Annotated in this window: 17 protein-coding genes; 10 read left to right on the forward strand and 7 right to left on the reverse strand. The window is 45.7% G+C overall.

Annotated elements, in window-relative coordinates; genetic code table 11:
- Positions 1 to 124 precede the first annotated feature (124 nt).
- The 6 genes from dkgB to KUL49_RS15070 all read right to left on the reverse strand — a co-directional run bounded on the left by dkgB (position 125) and on the right by KUL49_RS15070 (position 5,474).
- Positions 125 to 928 (reverse strand): 2,5-didehydrogluconate reductase DkgB, encoded by an 804-nt coding sequence (gene dkgB, locus KUL49_RS15045; protein WP_131137816.1) that lies wholly within the window; start codon positions 926 to 928, stop codon positions 125 to 127.
- A gap of 228 nt (positions 929 to 1,156) precedes the next feature.
- Entirely contained in the window at positions 1,157 to 2,053 is an 897-nt protein-coding gene (gene rluB, locus KUL49_RS15050) for a 23S rRNA pseudouridine(2605) synthase RluB (RefSeq protein ID WP_014948949.1), read from the reverse strand.
- A 40-nt stretch (positions 2,054 to 2,093) separates the two neighbouring features.
- Positions 2,094 to 2,687: an SMC-Scp complex subunit ScpB gene (gene scpB, locus KUL49_RS15055; RefSeq protein ID WP_014948948.1), complete on the reverse strand. Its 594-nt coding sequence runs from the start codon at positions 2,685 to 2,687 to the stop codon at positions 2,094 to 2,096.
- Positions 2,674 to 3,537: a ScpA family protein gene (locus KUL49_RS15060; RefSeq protein WP_131137817.1), complete on the reverse strand. Its 864-nt coding sequence runs from the start codon at positions 3,535 to 3,537 to the stop codon at positions 2,674 to 2,676. Before KUL49_RS15060 ends, scpB begins: the two co-directional genes overlap by 14 nt.
- A gap of 232 nt (positions 3,538 to 3,769) precedes the next feature.
- Positions 3,770 to 4,390: an L-threonylcarbamoyladenylate synthase gene (locus KUL49_RS15065; protein WP_014948946.1), complete on the reverse strand. Its 621-nt coding sequence runs from the start codon at positions 4,388 to 4,390 to the stop codon at positions 3,770 to 3,772.
- A gap of 226 nt (positions 4,391 to 4,616) precedes the next feature.
- Complete coding sequence (locus KUL49_RS15070) at positions 4,617 to 5,474, reverse strand: PHP domain-containing protein (RefSeq protein WP_069944025.1); 858 nt, start codon at positions 5,472 to 5,474, stop codon at positions 4,617 to 4,619.
- Positions 5,475 to 5,751: 277 nt separating this feature from the next.
- Here KUL49_RS15070 and KUL49_RS15075 point away from each other — a divergent pair, with 277 nt between their 5' ends.
- Genes KUL49_RS15075 through KUL49_RS15105 form a run of 7 tightly spaced genes read left to right on the forward strand, consistent with a single transcriptional unit; the run spans position 5,752 to position 12,858 of the window.
- Complete coding sequence (locus KUL49_RS15075; RefSeq protein ID WP_131137818.1) at positions 5,752 to 7,488, forward strand: anthranilate synthase component 1; 1,737 nt, start codon at positions 5,752 to 5,754, stop codon at positions 7,486 to 7,488.
- Entirely contained in the window at positions 7,485 to 8,117 is a 633-nt protein-coding gene (locus KUL49_RS15080) for an aminodeoxychorismate/anthranilate synthase component II (RefSeq protein ID WP_101563971.1), read from the forward strand. The genes KUL49_RS15075 and KUL49_RS15080 overlap by 4 nt, the downstream gene beginning before the upstream one ends.
- Positions 8,110 to 9,141, forward strand: coding sequence for an anthranilate phosphoribosyltransferase (trpD, locus tag KUL49_RS15085; RefSeq protein WP_131137819.1), 1,032 nt, complete (start codon positions 8,110 to 8,112; stop codon positions 9,139 to 9,141). Before KUL49_RS15080 ends, trpD begins: the two co-directional genes overlap by 8 nt.
- Positions 9,134 to 10,543 carry a bifunctional indole-3-glycerol-phosphate synthase TrpC/phosphoribosylanthranilate isomerase TrpF gene (gene trpCF / locus KUL49_RS15090; RefSeq protein WP_131137820.1) on the forward strand — a complete coding sequence of 470 codons (1,410 nt, stop codon included), beginning with the start codon at positions 9,134 to 9,136 and terminating at the stop codon, positions 10,541 to 10,543. The genes trpD and trpCF overlap by 8 nt, the downstream gene beginning before the upstream one ends.
- Before the next feature lie 20 nt (positions 10,544 to 10,563).
- Positions 10,564 to 11,745: a tryptophan synthase subunit beta gene (gene trpB, locus KUL49_RS15095; protein ID WP_131137821.1), complete on the forward strand. Its 1,182-nt coding sequence runs from the start codon at positions 10,564 to 10,566 to the stop codon at positions 11,743 to 11,745.
- Complete coding sequence (gene trpA, locus KUL49_RS15100) at positions 11,745 to 12,554, forward strand: tryptophan synthase subunit alpha (RefSeq protein WP_131137822.1); 810 nt, start codon at positions 11,745 to 11,747, stop codon at positions 12,552 to 12,554. The genes trpB and trpA overlap by 1 nt, the downstream gene beginning before the upstream one ends.
- A 4-nt stretch (positions 12,555 to 12,558) precedes the next feature.
- Positions 12,559 to 12,858 carry a YciI family protein gene (locus KUL49_RS15105; RefSeq protein WP_131137823.1) on the forward strand — a complete coding sequence of 100 codons (300 nt, stop codon included), beginning with the start codon at positions 12,559 to 12,561 and terminating at the stop codon, positions 12,856 to 12,858.
- 387 nt (positions 12,859 to 13,245) lie between these two features.
- Here the strand turns inward: KUL49_RS15105 and KUL49_RS15110 are convergent, their stop codons facing one another.
- Positions 13,246 to 13,710: a pyridoxamine 5'-phosphate oxidase family protein gene (locus KUL49_RS15110; RefSeq protein WP_131137824.1), complete on the reverse strand. Its 465-nt coding sequence runs from the start codon at positions 13,708 to 13,710 to the stop codon at positions 13,246 to 13,248.
- Positions 13,711 to 14,341: 631 nt separating this feature from the next.
- On the opposite strand from KUL49_RS15110, the gene KUL49_RS15115 reads away from it, so the two are divergent.
- From KUL49_RS15115 to KUL49_RS15125, 3 genes are read left to right on the forward strand one after another with little or no spacing between them, the layout of a single operon-like run.
- Positions 14,342 to 14,611 (forward strand): PepSY domain-containing protein, encoded by a 270-nt coding sequence (locus KUL49_RS15115; RefSeq protein ID WP_014948937.1) that lies wholly within the window; start codon positions 14,342 to 14,344, stop codon positions 14,609 to 14,611.
- A 1-nt stretch (position 14,612) separates the two neighbouring features.
- Positions 14,613 to 15,287 carry a response regulator transcription factor gene (locus tag KUL49_RS15120; protein WP_131137825.1) on the forward strand — a complete coding sequence of 225 codons (675 nt, stop codon included), beginning with the start codon at positions 14,613 to 14,615 and terminating at the stop codon, positions 15,285 to 15,287.
- On the forward strand, positions 15,284 to 16,615 hold the full coding sequence (locus KUL49_RS15125; RefSeq protein ID WP_131137826.1) for an ATP-binding protein: 1,332 nt from the start codon (positions 15,284 to 15,286) through the stop codon (positions 16,613 to 16,615). The genes KUL49_RS15120 and KUL49_RS15125 overlap by 4 nt, the downstream gene beginning before the upstream one ends.
- Positions 16,616 to 16,878 lie beyond the last annotated feature (263 nt).

Raw genomic sequence — 16,878 nt, forward strand, 5'->3', positions numbered from 1 at the left:
GACTCTTCAAGGGCCGCCATTAGTACCTCAAAGGCGGCCCCTGATTTTAGCCTAGTACACAGAGCTAGGTAAAATTAAACGCTATCCCGTTAGTAGTCTAAAGACAAACGCGCTCTATAAATCGTTAATCCCAGTCTGGAGCAAAATCTGGGTTTACAATTCGGTCGCCGTTATCAAGATCATCAATAAGCGCGAGCTCTGAATCAGTTAAATGTACACCACCGTAAGCTAAATTCTCCGCCAAGTGTACTTTACTGGTTGATGAAGGGATTGCGTAAATGTGACGTTTCTCCATCCACGCCAGAACAACTTGCGCAGGCGTCGCATCGTGGTTTTGCGCTATTCGCAATAAAGTTTCGTCCTTCATTACTTTTCCTACCGCAAATGGCATATATGCAGTCGCTTTTATGCCTTTTTCCTTACACGCTTCAACAACTTTCTTATTTTGCATGAAAGGATGGATTTCAATTTGGTTGGTGTAAATCTCGCCTTTACCAAGAACCTTTTCGGCCTTATCTAACAAATCAATAGTGAAATTAGACACCCCAATATGACGAGTAAGCCCTTGCTCTTTCGCCTTCGCAAGATTACCTAAGTAACTTTCGAGTGAAATATCATTGCCAGGATATGGCCAATGGATAAGAAGCAAATCAACATATTCTAGCTTCAGCTTTTCTAAGCTTTCGTGAACACTTGGAATAAAATGATCATCGCCCAATAACTCGTGCCACACCTTGGTGGTGACAAACAGTTCGCTTCTATCAAGGCCGCTGGTTTTTATGGCATCACCAACTTGTGCTTCGTTGTCATAAAATTGTGCGGTATCAATGTGTCTGAACCCAACCTCTAGCGCTTTACTGGCTGACTCACGGGCCTCGTCACCTTTCAATCGAAACGTTCCCATTCCTAACTGAGGCATATCTTTCATTACTTTCTCCTTTTCCGTGTTGGTCTTACCCTACTTGACGTAGCAGCTTCACACTTTGCTACGCCATCGCTTAGAAAGAAGATCGTAATCATCGCGACTGAAATCAGAATTAAATGGGAGACAAACTTAGTGAATAAGTTGAAGAATGCACGTCACTGAAATAAAAAAGCCGCTAGCGAACGCTTGCGGCTTTGAGTATTCACTTACACGTGATGAATAAATAAGACTTTACTTACGTTTGGCGGGACGCCCAGCTCGTTTATTTAAGCCTTGTTGCTTACGCACTTTATGCTTTTTAACCGAGCGACGCATGCGACTTAAACGCGCGTGGTCAAGTTTGCCCTGGCGTACATTAACCATAGTTTGCGTTTCATCCGGCAGTTGAACATGGCTACGAAGCGCGTTCACGTCTTCTAATCCTAGTTCTACCCACGCACCTTGCGGTAGACGCTTCTGCAGTTCAATTGGACCATATTTAACGCGGATCAAGCGGCTAACTTGCACGCCTTGCGACTCCCAAAGACGACGCACTTCGCGGTTACGCCCTTCTTTCAACGTTACGTTGTACCAACGGTTCATGCTTTCATCTTCAGCATGCTGCGGCGTAGGCGCACCTGAAATTGTCAGGAACTTTGCTTCGCCGTCTTCCAGCTCTACACCTTTTTGAAGGGTATGTAGTGTTTTGCCTGTTACCTCACCGAATACACGTACTGCGTACTCGCGTTCTACTTCACATTTTGGGTGCATTAGGCGGTTGGCTAGTTCACCATCGTTGGTGAATAACAGCAGGCCACTGGTGTTCATGTCTAGACGACCAACGGTGATCCAGCGCCCCAATCGAATGGCGGGAAGGCGGTCAAATACCGTATCGCGACCTTCAGGGTCGTGACGGCTACACAATTCACCTTCGGGTTTGTTGTACATCAACACACGGCAAATTGGCTGTTCTGTTTGACGAGATAGCAAATGACCATCAACACGAATTTGTGCGGTGTGATCGACTCTATCTCCTAATGTTGCTTTGGTGCCATCGACCGATACTCGGCCTTCTTCAATCCAACGTTCCATTTCTCGTCGCGAGCCTAGCCCTTGGTTAGCCAGTACTTTTTGCAACTTTTCAGTCATGGGTTTTCACTCTTTAATTGCTTGTTTACGGTCGCACGGTCTATTCGGACGGTGCCTCATTTAACACCTTAAGCGGCGAGTCTGACGCAACGCTTTCAGCCATGTTTTCGAAAGCATCAGCATTGGGCAAATCGCTCAACGACGTCATCGAAAAATAGTCTAAGAAGCCTTTGGTAGTTGCATAAAGCGCTGGTCGCCCAGGCACTTCTTTATGACCTACTACCTTTACCCAGTCTCGTTCTGTGAGTGTCTTTATAATATTACTGCTTACCGCCACGCCCCTGACCTGCTCTATTTCTCCGCGGGTTATAGGTTGACGATAGGCAATGAGTGCCAAGGTTTCGAGCATTGCTCTAGAATACTTTGGCGCATTTTCCTGCCACAATTTGCTTAACCACGGGCTTAACGCATCTAACGACTGAAAGCGATAGCCACTTGCTACTTCCACCAATTGAATGCCTCTTGGCTGATAGTCTAACTTTAGTTCGTTAATCACCTTACTCAAGGTTCTATCAGCGACGGTAAACTCATTGAGTACCGTTTCTTTTAAATGCTGCTTTGAAATAGGTTTATCAGCAACAAATATTGCTGCCTCTACCAATTGTTTAAGCTGCGCCGTGTTAATTTTCTTCATGGGCACCTAATTTTACATGAATTTTTGCATAAGGACCTGCCTGAATGCATAAAATTAGCTGTTCTTTTACTAATTCTAAAATTGCTAAGAAGCAAACCACTACCCCAGCTTTACCTTCTTCAACCGCAAATAGGCGTTCAAGTGGCGTGTATTCTGATGTTGTGAGTAACGACAAGATGAGCGACATGCGCTCTCGCGTGCTCAGTGCTTCCCGTGCAATGGTATGGTGTTCAAACGCTTCAGCGCGCTTCATGGCCGCACTGAACGCCAATACAATTTCAGCTAAAGACACATCGGGCTCAATGCGAATGGGTGTCACGCTCTCACTTAATTCAACGTGAAGGGTGAAAACATCTCTTTCAAGCCTAGGCTGACTATCTAAATCTTCTGCGGCTTGCTTTACTAGCTCGTATTCTTTTAGTCGGCGAATAAGCTCTGCTCGAGGGTCTTCTTCTTCGTCGGAATCGTCACTGCGTTTAGGAAGTAGAAGCCTGGACTTAATTTCTGCCAATATGGCTGCCATCAGCAAGTACTCTGCCGCCAGCTCTAATTTTAGCGACATCATGGCATCCACATACTCCATATACTGCTTGGTAACATCAGCGATTGGCAGTGTGGTGATATCAAACTTTTGTTTTCTAATCAGATAAAGTAGTAAGTCGAGCGGCCCTTCGAAGGTTTCTAATATGACCTCTAGGGCATCGGGGGGAATGAAGAGATCTTCAGGCTTTTCAATTAGCGCTTCGCCATTAATAAACGCAAGTGGCAACGGCTGCTGAACAGGTGTCGAAAGCCCCTTCTCAACAGAGGCGTCATTATCGTTATTATTGTCTTCAACAAGCTCTGACACAGTTCCACAACCGTTTTTACGCGCTAACAAAGCGGCGATTATTGATATTATTATTTACGCGTTCGCACGAGGGCTTAGTTTGCGTTGCTTTACATCAAAGAACAACAACCCTTGGCTATTTAGCTTCTTAGCTTACGGAATCCTATAATAACTTTCACCTACAACTAGCAAAAGAAGCTATTTAAAATAACCTATTTAAAACAGTCTTTTCAAAAAGTCAGCCTAACGAAAATTACTCAAAGGGAGACGGATCGCCCGTGCCATGTCGCACAATTACTGGCGTGTCTTCCGACAAATCAACCACGGTAGTGGGCTGCTCACCAATGTAACCACCGTGAATAATAAGCCCAACTTGCTTTTCTAAGTTGTCGCGAATGACATCCGGGTCTGATTCGGCCATGGTGTTACCTGGCAAAATCAAAGACGTAGACATCAATGGTTCGCCCAGCTCCTCCAATAATGCAAGTGCAATGGCGTTATCGGGCACGCGAATTCCAATGGTTTTACGTTTAGGGTTTTGCAAACGCTTTGGTACTTCGCGGGTCGCTTTCAACACGAAGGTGTAACGCCCTGGCGTGTTGTTCTTAATTTGTCTGAACGCCGTGTTGTCTACCTTTGCGTAAATTGATAGCTCAGACATGTCTCGACACATTAAGGTAAAGTTGTGATCTTTATCGATTTGACGAATACGACACAACTGCTCAAGCGCCTTTTTGTCTTCCATTTGGCAACCTATGGCGTAGCCTGAGTCTGTCGGATACACCACCACTGCCCCCTCTCGAATTAACTCACAAGCCTGACTAATTAGGCGCTTTTGCGGGTTGTCGGGGTGCACATAGAAAAATTGACTCATAATTACTTCCTTTTCTTAAACGCGCAGAACGATACTACTTTGCCAACGGGGTAAGTGTCTGTCCACTTGTTGAGCTTGCTGGTTAAGCTCGTTGGTAAAACTCGCTTTTAAGCTTTTTACTAACCAACTCTCGGCATTTTAATTTGCTATAGCGCTCATCAACCGTACGTGAACCATTTGCCTTACCTTGCCCATTTATACCGAGAGCGTTGCAAATTAGATTTCCTTAGCTCTCGGCCACCTGCCCTTCAAATTGTTTCCAATTATGCCATACGGGTGTGAGCTTACTGCTAATGCCGAGGTTCTTACCCAGCTCAGTCCAACGAGACGGAAAGTGAAAATCAGAGCCCGCCGATGCTAGTAACTGATGGGTTTGTGCAAGCTCATTAATAAGCTCTTGTTTGGTTTTATTGATACCTGGAAATGCGGTTTCAATGGCGTCGCCACCGGCTTGTTCGAACAAGGCCACCAAGCGCCGTAGCCACTTCGCTGTCATATCATAATGAGCAGGATGAGCCAGTACAGCTTGTCCACCTGCATCGTGGATCCACTCGATAGCCGTTTCGATGCTTGGCCACTCTGCTTTAACTGCAGCTCGTTTGCCTTTGCCAAGATACTTTTTAAACGCGGCGTCCATACTTGGCACACCGTAGTTGTTTACTAATACGCGCGCAAAGTGCGCCCGTGTCACCTGGCCAACGCCCGCTAGCGCTTTTGCTCGCGTTAGAACACCTTCAAACCCACACTTTTCGAGCTTATCAGCAATTTTTTCAGCTCGAGCTTCTCGGGTTTGAGACTGGCCTTGCAGCCGCTCAAGAAACGTTGGGCAGTGTCTGTCCACATTTAATCCAACTACATGGATATCGAAACTGTGCCAAGTGGTGGAAATTTCAACACCATCAATAATGGTTAATGCACGTTTTTGCTTCGATTGAGTAGCATGTGCTTCTTCCAAACCGGCTACGGTATCGTGGTCGGTAACGGCAAGCGCATCCACCTGCATGGTGTGCGCGCGTAGGATTAATTCTTCTGGCGTTAGGTGGCCATCAGAGAATTTTGTATGACTGTGTAGATCTATTTTCAATGTCTTATGCAAATTTTAGGTTGACACAAACGGTAATTTGTTTTCTTCTATACACACAAAGTATACGTACTAACCGCTTCAAATCCTATTGAAGTTTGGAAAAACAACGAGTAATTCATGCATTCATACAATATTTCAACAGCAATGACAGTTGCAGCTTGGTGGTGGCACTCCCTAACTTAACGGGCGGTGTGCACTGTAGTGCGTGAATGAATACACATAAAGGCCCGTTTATACGGGTCTTTTTTTGTCTTTTTGCAGTTGGAGAGTAGCAAAAATGAGTTTAGCGGAACTGGGGATTTCTCCAGGTAAGGTAGAGACAATTGAGCAGGTGGGACACTATGTCGATGATCCACTTGCCGCGTTTGCCCACCTTTGTGGCAATAAAAATAACGCATTGCTTTTAGAGTCGGCGGAAATTGATTCTAAAGACGATTTACAAAGCTTGTTAATGGTTGACGCAGCACTGCGCATGGAATGCCGGGGCAACCGCGTTGAAGTGAAAGCACTGACAGGCAACGGCGCTTCAGTGTTACCTTTATTTGTTGACCACGCCCCTGACGGCCTACACATCAAAGAAAGGACAGACACTTCAATTACGTTGGTGTGTGATGAGGCTGACGGTGAACTTGACGAAGACAGTCGCTTGAAGGCCGCAAGCGTAATGGACGCGCTTCGCATTGTTATCAATAAGATTACGCCAATCCGCCAACATCCCCACGCCATTTTCTTAGGCGGTGTATTTGCCTACGATATGCTAGCAGGCTTTGAAAAGCTACCTGATGTTGCAGAAGGTGAAAATGACTGTCCAGACTTTGTGTTTTACTTGGCAGAGACCTTAATTACCGTTGACCACCAAACCCGCGAAACTCATTTAATTGGCAGTGTTTTTAGCGGACAAGACGTTGCCCAGCAATACTTTGCCATTGCTCAGCGCTTAGAAGCAATTCATCAGCAGCTACACGATATGCCCGCTGAGCCAGTGCTAGTAGGTGCAAATACAGCAAAGATTGCTGATGTAGAAAGTGAAGCTCAAAGCGGACAGTCACTCGTTTCCGACTCAGAAAGCTCAAACGAAACCGAAAACGGACAGTCACTTTCTTCTTTTGACCCAAGCGTTGAAGTGAGTGTTGATTTAAGTGATGAACAGTTTTGCAACCATGTGCTGGACTTAAAACAGCACATTTTAGCCGGCGACATTTTTCAGGTTGTGCCCTCGCGCACATTCTCTCTCCCCTGCCCGTCGCCGCTACTTGCTTACGCTAAACTTAAAGAATCAAACCCGAGCCCTTACATGTTTTACATGCAAGATGCCGCTTTCAGCATATTTGGCGCCTCTCCTGAATCAGCGCTTAAATACGAAAGAGAAAGTAATCAGGTAGAGATCTACCCGATTGCCGGTACCCGTCCACGTGGCAAGCGCCCTGATGGCAGTATCGACAGAGATTTAGACAGCCGTATTGAGCTCAACCTTCGCGAAGACACCAAAGAAAAGTCTGAGCACATTATGCTGGTTGACCTTGCCCGAAACGATGTTGCAAAAGTGAGTCGCCCAGGTACGCGCTATGTGAAAGACTTGCTAAAAGTTGACCGTTACTCTCACGTGATGCACTTGGTGTCACGCGTGGTTGGCCAGCTACGTGACGACTTAGATCCACTGCACGCTTATCAAGCCTGCATGAATATGGGCACCCTAGTCGGCGCACCAAAAGTAAGCGCAGCGACGTTAATTCGCGAAGTAGAGAAAAAACGCCGCGGCAGTTATGGCGGCGCGGTTGGCTACTTGAATGGTCAAGGCGACATGGACACTTGTATAGTCATTCGCTCAGCGTTTGTGAAAAACGGCACGGCTTATATTCAAGCGGGTGCAGGTGTAGTATATGACTCGGTTCCACAAGCTGAAGCTGATGAAACCCGCGCTAAGGCACAAGCGGTAATTGGTGCAGTAAAAGCAGCGCTACAAGAAGAAGCTGAAAGTATCAACGTTGCATTAAATGAAGGAGGCAACGCATGAATCAGCAAGTGACCACCCTATTTTTGCTCGACAATGTAGACTCATTTACCTACAACCTTGTGGATGAACTGCGTACCTTAAACCTAGACATTAAAGTCTATCGCAACACGGTTTCAGCAAATGCTCTGTTTGAAAGAATGCAGGAACAAGCAACGAAAGGCCCAGTGCTTCTTATGCTGTCGCCAGGCCCAGGTGCACCAAGTGAAGCTGGCTGTATGCCTGAGCTACTTAAAAAAGTACACGGCGTGTTCCCCGTAATTGGTATTTGCTTAGGCCATCAAGCTATTGTTGAGCATTACGGCGGCACCGTAGGTCGCGCCAGCCAAGTTATGCACGGCAAATCTTCTGCCATTACTCATTCTGAAGACGCTATGTTCAAAGGCTTACAGCAGCCCTTACATGTCGCACGCTACCACTCTTTAGTGGCACATTCATTGCCTGAAAACCTTACTGTTTGCGCATCTACAATAAACGATGACGGCAGTGAGGCCGTAATGGCAGTTTACAATAGCGAAGATCGCATGTTGGGTTTCCAATTTCACCCAGAATCTATTTTAACAGCCCACGGCAGTTTGCTGTTAAAGCAAAGTATTGACTATTTAACGTTACAGGGAGCGAACCATGCTTAACGCAGGCCCTCTACTAGAACAAATTATGTTGCGAGAATCACTGTCGCAAACCGAAGCATACAGCTTGTTTAACAGCATCATGCACGGTGAGCAAAGCGAAGTGATGATTGCTTCAGTGCTGACTGCGCTGAAAATGAAAAAAGAATCACCCAACGAAATTGCGGGTGCAGCGAGTGCCATGGTTGCCAATGCACTGCCCTTTCCCACACCTTCTTATGAGTTTGCAGATATCGTTGGTACAGGCGGAGATGGCCACAACACCATTAATATTTCCAGTGCAGCCGGTGTAGTTGCCGCATCTTGTGGCGTGAAGGTGGCGAAACACGGTAATCGCAGTGTATCGAGTAAGTCTGGCTCTGCTGATTTGTTTCGCCAGTTTGGTCTTAATTTAGAAATTAGCCCAGAAACATCCCGCAAGTGCTTAGATGAAGCAAATTTCACATTCCTTTTTGCACCGGTTTATCACGCCGGTATGCGCCACGCAGCCCCCGTGCGCGCTGCGATGAAGACCAGAACCTTATTTAATATACTAGGGCCGCTGGCAAACCCGGCGGGTCCAACTCATGGCGTTTTCGGCGTATACTCTCCTGAACTGCTTGAACCTTACGCAAAAACCCTTATGCTGCTTGGCCAACACCGCGCAATGATAGTGCATGGCGATGGCTTGGATGAACTGGCGCTTCACGGCGAATCAATGATTTACGACCTTGAGCATGGCGATATTCGCAAGCTTACCGTTACCGCCGAAGACTTCGGTTTACCTCATTATCCTCTTTCTGCGATTGAGGGCGGTGAACCTGAAGAAAACAGACAATTTGTTGAAGCAGCGCTAAACGGCGAAGGTAAAGAGGCGCACCGTGCCGCTATCGCCATGAACTGCGGGGCACTGTTGAAAGTAACCGGCAAAGCCTCAACCTTCAAAGAAGGGGCTGAAATGGCGATGAACGCTATGGCCGAAGGGTTACCCATGCAGTTATTAACGAAGGTTGCCAAAATTACTCAGGAGGTAAGCACGAATGGCTAATGTGCTTGAGAAAATTGTTGCAGACAAACGAGAAGAAGTGGCCGCACGCAAAGATGCACTGCCGCTGGAAAGCTTCAAGGCGAATCTAGTTCCTTCCGAAAAGAGTTTATTTGCCGCACTTAGTGAGCCAAACGCAGGCTTTATCTTCGAATGCAAAAAAGCATCGCCTTCAAAAGGCCTAATTCGAGAGCATTTCGATTTAGACGAGATCTTAGCGGCTTACACGCCTTATGCTGCCGGTATTTCTGTGCTGACAGACGAGAAGTACTTCCAAGGTAAATTTGAGTACTTAGCTTATGTAACTGAGCGTGTTGCTCAGCCTGTGCTTAACAAAGATTTCTTCGTAGATACCTATCAAGTGTATCTAGCCCGTCACTATAATGCCGACGCAGTGCTATTAATGCTTAGTGTGCTAAATGATGACGAATATCGCGAGTTGGCAAGCGTTGCCAATGCTCTGTCATTAGACATTCTTACCGAAGTAAGTAATGAAGAAGAAATGGAGCGCGCTATTGCCCTTGAAGCCAACATCATTGGTATCAATAATCGCAACTTACGCGACCTTTCTACCGATTTAGCCACAACCGAACGCCTTGTGCCCATGCTTGAAAAAGCCACGCACGACTACGTGGTTATTTCAGAGTCGGGCATATACACACATCAAGACGTGCTTCGTTTAGCGCCTGTATCCCAAGGCTTTTTGGTGGGCAGTGCGTTAATGGCAGAGGCTGACCTACCGCGCGCTGTGAAAACGTTAGTGAATGGCGCAGTTAAAGTGTGCGGACTTACCACCCCCGAACAAGCACAAATGGCGTTTGATAAAGGCGCTAGCTTTGGCGGACTTATCTTCGCTGAAAAATCGCCACGCTGTGTGAGCGAAGCACAGGCTTTGACTATAACGCAGAGCATTGACGGTGCTTTTGTTGGTGTGTTCGTTAATCACGACATTGATGAAGTGGCATCACTCGCCGCCTCGCTCAACCTTTTTGCCGTGCAGCTTCACGGCAGCGAAGATGACACCTACATTTCAGCGCTTGCTGCCAAGCTTCCAGAAGGTTGTGAAATTTGGAAAGTCGAAGGTGTTAAAGCAACCTCTTCTGGCGCACTACCAGACGCAGTGGACAGACACTTAAAAAATAGCCTTGTAAGCCGTGTTCTTCTGGATTGCCAAGTGGGTGATGCCAAAGGCGGTACAGGCGAAGCGTTCAACTGGCAGCTATTAAACGATATCGAAGCGAAGCATAAGTTAGTGCTTGCTGGCGGTATTAACGCCCAGAATGTTGCAGAAGCTATTGCAACCGGCTGTGGTGCTATTGATGTGAATTCAGGCGTAGAAACTGCACCCGGCGTGAAAAGCGAAGAAAAACTCGACGCGCTTTTTGCCATTTGCCGCCGTTACTAATTTAAATACAGGACAACGTAATGAACCAGTTAGATACAAAATTTGGTGAATTTGGTGGCATGTACGTGCCCGAGCTACTTATTCTAGCACTAGACCAACTGGAAAAAGCATTTTTGGATGCCAAGGACGACCCGACATTTAACGAAGAGTTTTTATCTCTGTTAAAAGACTACGCCGGTCGCCCAACGTCAATGACGTTAACTCGCAATCTGGTAAGTAACCCAAAGGTGAAGTTATACCTAAAGCGTGAAGACTTACTACACGGTGGCGCTCACAAAACTAACCAGGTGTTAGGCCAAGCGCTACTTACCAAGCGCATGGGTAAAAAAGAAGTTATTGCCGAAACAGGCGCGGGCCAACATGGTGTTGCCACCGCGTTAGCATGTGCATTGTTGGGGCTAAAAGCACGTATTTACATGGGGGCGAAAGACGTTGAGCGTCAAGCGCCAAACGTGTTCCGTATGAAGCTTATGGGCGCAGAGGTTATTCCTGTAAATGCCGGTTCTGGTACGCTTAAAGATGCCGTAAACGAAGCCATGCGCGACTGGTCGGCAAACTATGATAAAGCGCACTATTTGTTAGGCACAGCCGCGGGCCCACACCCGTTCCCGACTATTGTTCGTGAATATCACCGTATGATTGGTGAAGAAACTCGTGCACAAATTATGGAAAAAGAAGGTCGCTTACCTGACGCCGTAGTAGCATGTGTGGGCGGAGGCTCAAATGCTATCGGTATGTTTGCAGACTTTATTGATGAGCCATCTGTACGCCTAGTTGGCGTTGAGCCTGCGGGTAAAGGTGTGCACACCAAAGAGCACGGCGCAACTATCGTGACGGGTACAAAAGGTATTCTTCACGGCGCTTACACCTTTATCATGCAAGACAAAGAAGGCCAGATTGAAGAGAGCTACTCAGTATCTGCTGGTCTGGACTACCCTGCTGTTGGCCCTCAGCATGCTTATCTTCACGACATTGGCCGAGCGGAATACGTGGCCGCCACCGACGAAGAAGCGCTGAACGCATTCCAATTGCTTGCAAGAAAAGAAGGTATTATTCCTGCCCTTGAATCGTCGCATGCCTTAGCGCACGCGCTTAATATGGCAGATGAAGCGGAAGAAGAAACCATCATCGTAGTTAACTTATCAGGTCGTGGCGACAAAGATTTAGCGCACGTTATCAACATTTTAGGGGACGATTTATAATGGATAGATATGCACAAATGTTTGCCGGGCTTGATAAAAAGAACCAAGGCGCTTTCGTACCTTTCGTAATGGTTGGTGACCCCGATTTAGCGCAATCTGAAGCCATTATTTGCCAGCTAGTAGAAAGCGGTGCTGACGCACTTGAGTTAGGTATACCTTACTCTGACCCCATCGCTGATGGCCCCACAATACAAGCTTCAGCCATTCGCGCGTTAAATAATAAGGTGACGGTAGCAGATTGCTTGGGTGTTATTTCACGTGTTCGCGCAAAATATCCTAATGTGCCTATCGGCTTGCTACTGTACAGCAACTTAGTAATGGCCCAAGGTATTGAGAACTTTTACAATAAAGCACAAGAGGCAGGCGTTGACTCAATTTTGGTTGCCGACGTTCCTATTCGCGAAGCGGCACCTTTTCAAAAAGCAGCCGAAGCCACTGGCATTTCACAAATTCTGATTGCTCCACCTAATGCTACTGACGAAACCATGGAAAAAATCGGGGAATACTCGAAAGGTTACACGTATTTGCTGGGTCGTGCGGGCGTTACTGGCGCAGAAACTGCCGCAAACGTGCCTGCTTCAGAGCTTATTGAGCGCTTGAATAAGCACAAAGCAGCACCAGCATTGTTAGGTTTTGGTATTTCTACACCTGAACAGGTTAAATCTGCTATTGACGCAGGTGCCGCTGGCGCAATTTCAGGCTCGGCGACAGTGAATATTATCGCAGCCAATTTATCGGACAGTCACAAAATGCTAAGCGAGCTCGGCAGCTTTGTTGAAAACATGAAAGCAGCTACGGCAAAAGGATAAACGTATGCTATATATGATTTGTGCAACCGATGTAGCGGACAGTCTAGAAAAACGCCTAGCGGCGCGACCTGCTCACCTTGAACGTTTGAATGCATTAAAAGATGCGGGCCGTTTAGTTATGGCAGGCCCCTTCCCTGCTGTAGATAGCCCAGATCCTGGCCCAGCTGGCTTTACCGGCTCGCTAGTGGTAGCAGAGTTTGATTCATTAGAGGACGCCCAAGCATGGGCAGATGCTGATCCATACATCGAAGCAGGTGCTTACGAAAGTGTTGTAGTTAAACCTTACAAAAGGGTTTTGCCTTAATTTTTAGCTAAACGCTAAGTAACAAACTGCGATAAATAACGAAAGCCCCTTAAGATCGAATAGCTCCGGTTTTAAGGGGCTTTTTTGTTGCTTCAACAGTAATGAAGCTAACACTTATCTATTAAACTAGTGTGGACAGACACTCACTTGCTAGACTAATGAGGACACACACTCGTCAACTAGTGTGGACAGTCACTTATTTACTAAACTAATGAGAACACACACTCGTAATTGTTTGCCAAGCTTCATTTGGTTGATAATGGACAGTCACTTAATAATCAGCCAACAATCGCAATAAACAATCCCTTGTGGACAGACACTCGCTCCTCTGAGTAGGTGTCCCAGCGCCTCCAAGCTTCGCCATAAAATTGGCCCAAAATGCTGCGTTTAAAGTTTGACCTTCTCGTGTTCACCCATCTCTTCTGGTTTTACCGTTTTACCAGTAAGCATTTTAAACATGCCTTTGAGTGAAGGGTCTGCATCCCACACTTCTGCATCTATAAGTTCGAAGCGAAGCATTAATAAAGAAGGATCATCTCTACCTTTCTCGAACCATGCTTCTACTGGATTAGACCAGTATTTATCAATCACCTCTTTACGTGATTCAACAGTGAGGTTGCCTCGTATACAAGCAAATACATCATGACCTTTGGATGCAAAATGAACCATGGCTTTTCCACCTTTAGCAATGCGGTTGTCTCGACTAGTGTAAAACCAAAACTCGCTATCAGCGTCTTTATCAAGCTGGGCGTACATAGGCTCGGCATGCATATCCTCGCCTACCAGACTTACCATGACTTTTGGACTATCTGACATTGCTTTCCACATTGTTTTCTTAATATCGCTAGACATAGCTCCTCCTTGTTGAAAATAAGTGTCAGTCCGACGTTACTATTGAATGGAGCAGTTGAACTAAACGCCTTATTTTCATTTTATTGATTCATCTGAAGCTTATTCCTCGCACGTGGCATGCCAGAAAAGTCAATATCACCCCGCTCAGCTGCTAAAAGAGTTATTGAGAAATGTAAGCTCTTCACTACACACTAGTTAGGTACAGCTTTGGACACACACTCATACATCCATATGAGCGTTGTGAACTAATTTACAAAAACCGTGGACAGTCATTCGTTTGCACAATAAACATTGGTCCCCCTTAATAACAATCAACAAAGTGGACAGACACTTTTTCAAAGTAGGAGTAAAGATTACTCAATATGACTTACTAACGAGAGCACTTAAATATATGCGTCACTTTGAAGCTTAGAAATAGACTTGTGGACAGACACTCTCATTTTGACTTGTGGCCTCTTAGCAACTAAGTGTCTGTCCACAATATTTGCTCTTTCGTAAATGCCATTTACTTAAGGCTTATATACAGCTTTTGCTCCGCAAGGTAGACTAAACCCAGTTCAGAATCGGTTCAGTTAACCAAGTTATACTTATCTGTAGTTTGGCCTGAGTGGGATAATAATTGTGAGGTTGTATGAAATTATCGCTTCGTGTTGCAGTAGTTTGTTTAGTGTTAGCTTTGTCTAACACAGCGCCAGCTTTGGCGTTTCAAGACTCTGGCGGCGATATATCAAAAAGCGAAGCTGCTGAGCGTGCTCGCGTTGCTGTAAATGGACGCGTCTTAAAAGTTGAACAGACCTCAAAAAACTACCGGGTAAAAGTACTTAAAAAGTCAGGGCGAGTAGTATCAGTAGATGTAGACAAACGCTCAGGCAAGGTAAAAACAAATAAAGATAAGGACTAACATGCGTATCCTCGTAGCCGAAGACGATAGCAGATTATTAACCCAGCTTGATGCGCTCCTTCAGCAAAATGGCTATAGCGTAGACCTCGCAGATAATGGTGAGCACGCGCTTTTTCTCATTAAAGAATATAGCTATGACCTGGCTATCGTCGACATCGGCATGCCAAAGCTAGACGGATTTGAGGTTATACGAAAAGCCCGTCAAGCTGATATTTCCTGCCCTATACTCATTTTAACTGCTAGAGATAGGTGGCAAGAGAAAGTGGAAGGCCTTGATGTCGGAGCCGATGACTACCTCACCAAACCCTTTCATAACGAAGAGTTACTTGCTCGAGCAAAAGCACTAATTCGACGAGCTTCAGGACAAGCGAACCCAACCATTCAGTTCGGCCCTATCTCGCTGGATACCGTTAGTGAAGAACTATCGTTAAACGGTCAAGCTTTGGATCTAACAGCTTACGAATACAAAGTCATGGAGTACCTTATGCTTAACCCGCAAAAGGTCATCTCAAAAACAGAGCTAACCGAGCACATTTATGACCAAGATTTCGATTTAGATAGTAATGTCATAGAGGTTTTCGTGGGAAGACTGCGGAAAAAGCTGGACCCAACCGGTGAGTTAAAGCCAATCGAAACCCTTCGAGGTAGAGGCTATAGGATAAATAGAAGTTTATGAGGCAGTTGTCGCTACGTCTTCGGAGTATCTTTCTAGCGATTGTTCTTCTAGCGTTATTTGCGCCCTTTACTGTTGTCATTTTAGACGAGGCATATACTGATAGCCTTACGCAAGCCAAGATGAGTGAGCTTAGGTTGATGAACTTAGGTCTGTTATCGGCTTTCGAGTTAGATGGCGACCTGCCCTATATGCCTGAAATTTTATACGAAGAGCAGTTAAACCTTCCGGGATCAGGTTATCTTGGCGTGATTGTGTTTCGAGACGAAGTAATTTGGCAGTCAGCCTCAGCTCTTGAATATACCTTTTCACCACCTGAGATAGACGTTGCAGTCGGTAACGAGTTATTTTTGGATTCTCATACACCTAAGTTTGAAGAAGATTCCGAGTTTTTTGTATACGCCTTTACTGCGGAATTTGCTTCAAGTAGAGACTTCGAGCCTGTTCGGTTTTATATATTTAACAATAAAGCACTTTTTGAAGCAGAGCGGAATACGTTCTTAGACACGACGTGGCAGTGGATTTTCACGCTCTGTATAGCGCTCCTAATTTTTATTATTATCGGGATTAGCCTAGTACTTCTTCCTGTTAGGAAGTTAATTGACGAAATTTCACAAGCCTCAAGTGGACATAAACGCCAGTTAGAATCACGCTATCCCGTTGAATTCGATTCCTTAAAACAATCCATTAATGGTTTGCTTCAAACTGAGGCCGCCCAGAGGGCGAGATATAAAAACAGTTTAGGAGACTTAGCACATAGTTTGAAAACGCCTTTGGCAGTAGCATCGGGCACTAGCGATTTACCTACTGAGGTAAACGAAGCATTACAACAAATTGACCGAATCATTAAACGTCAGTTGAAAAGAGCGAGTGCTGGAAAATCTGGCTGGCAACACGCTATCGATATATTACCCATTTTGCACAAGCTTGCCGATGCAATGGACAAGGTCTACCAAGATAAAGCCCTTACTATTGAATTTGAACTGGATGAGGAGGTTCAGTTTAAAGGAGACGAGACCGACTTTATGGAACTTTGTGGCAATCTTTTAGACAATGCATGTAAAGCAGCGAACAATAGAATTATCGTATCAGTGACGAAGCGTGCTGGTTGGCTAGCAATTAAAGTAGAAGACGACGGCCCTGGTATTCCTGACGACAAAAAGGTACTTTTGTTAGAGCGAGGAACTCGACTTGATACCTATACCGACGGCCACGGAATAGGCATGGCGTTGGCGGCCGATTTAGTTTCAATCTACGAAGGTAGAATGCTCATCGAGGACAGTTCGCTTGGCGGTGCTCGTATCGTTATTCAATTTCCCAATCACGAATAGTGCTTTAAAAAGTACAACGAAGTTTGTGCATGATCGTTAACCCCTTGAGCTTTCAATTGCTCAAGTATGAAAGTGGACAGACACTTGAGTTCCTGCAAAAATTTGCTGCGTGTGGAAAGTGGACACACACTTAATCTTGCCCAAAAGTTTTTGGGGGACTGACACATTCTCAATTGACTGTTTAGCTAGAGACCAATGAGAGATTTTTTCAAATCGATTGAGTGTCTGTCCACTATCGACTTTCACAAACAAGTGTCTGTCCA

Origin of the sequence: Alteromonas sp. KUL17 (assembly GCF_006538305.1) — a bacterium.
Classification (GTDB): domain Bacteria; phylum Pseudomonadota; class Gammaproteobacteria; order Enterobacterales; family Alteromonadaceae; genus Alteromonas; species Alteromonas macleodii.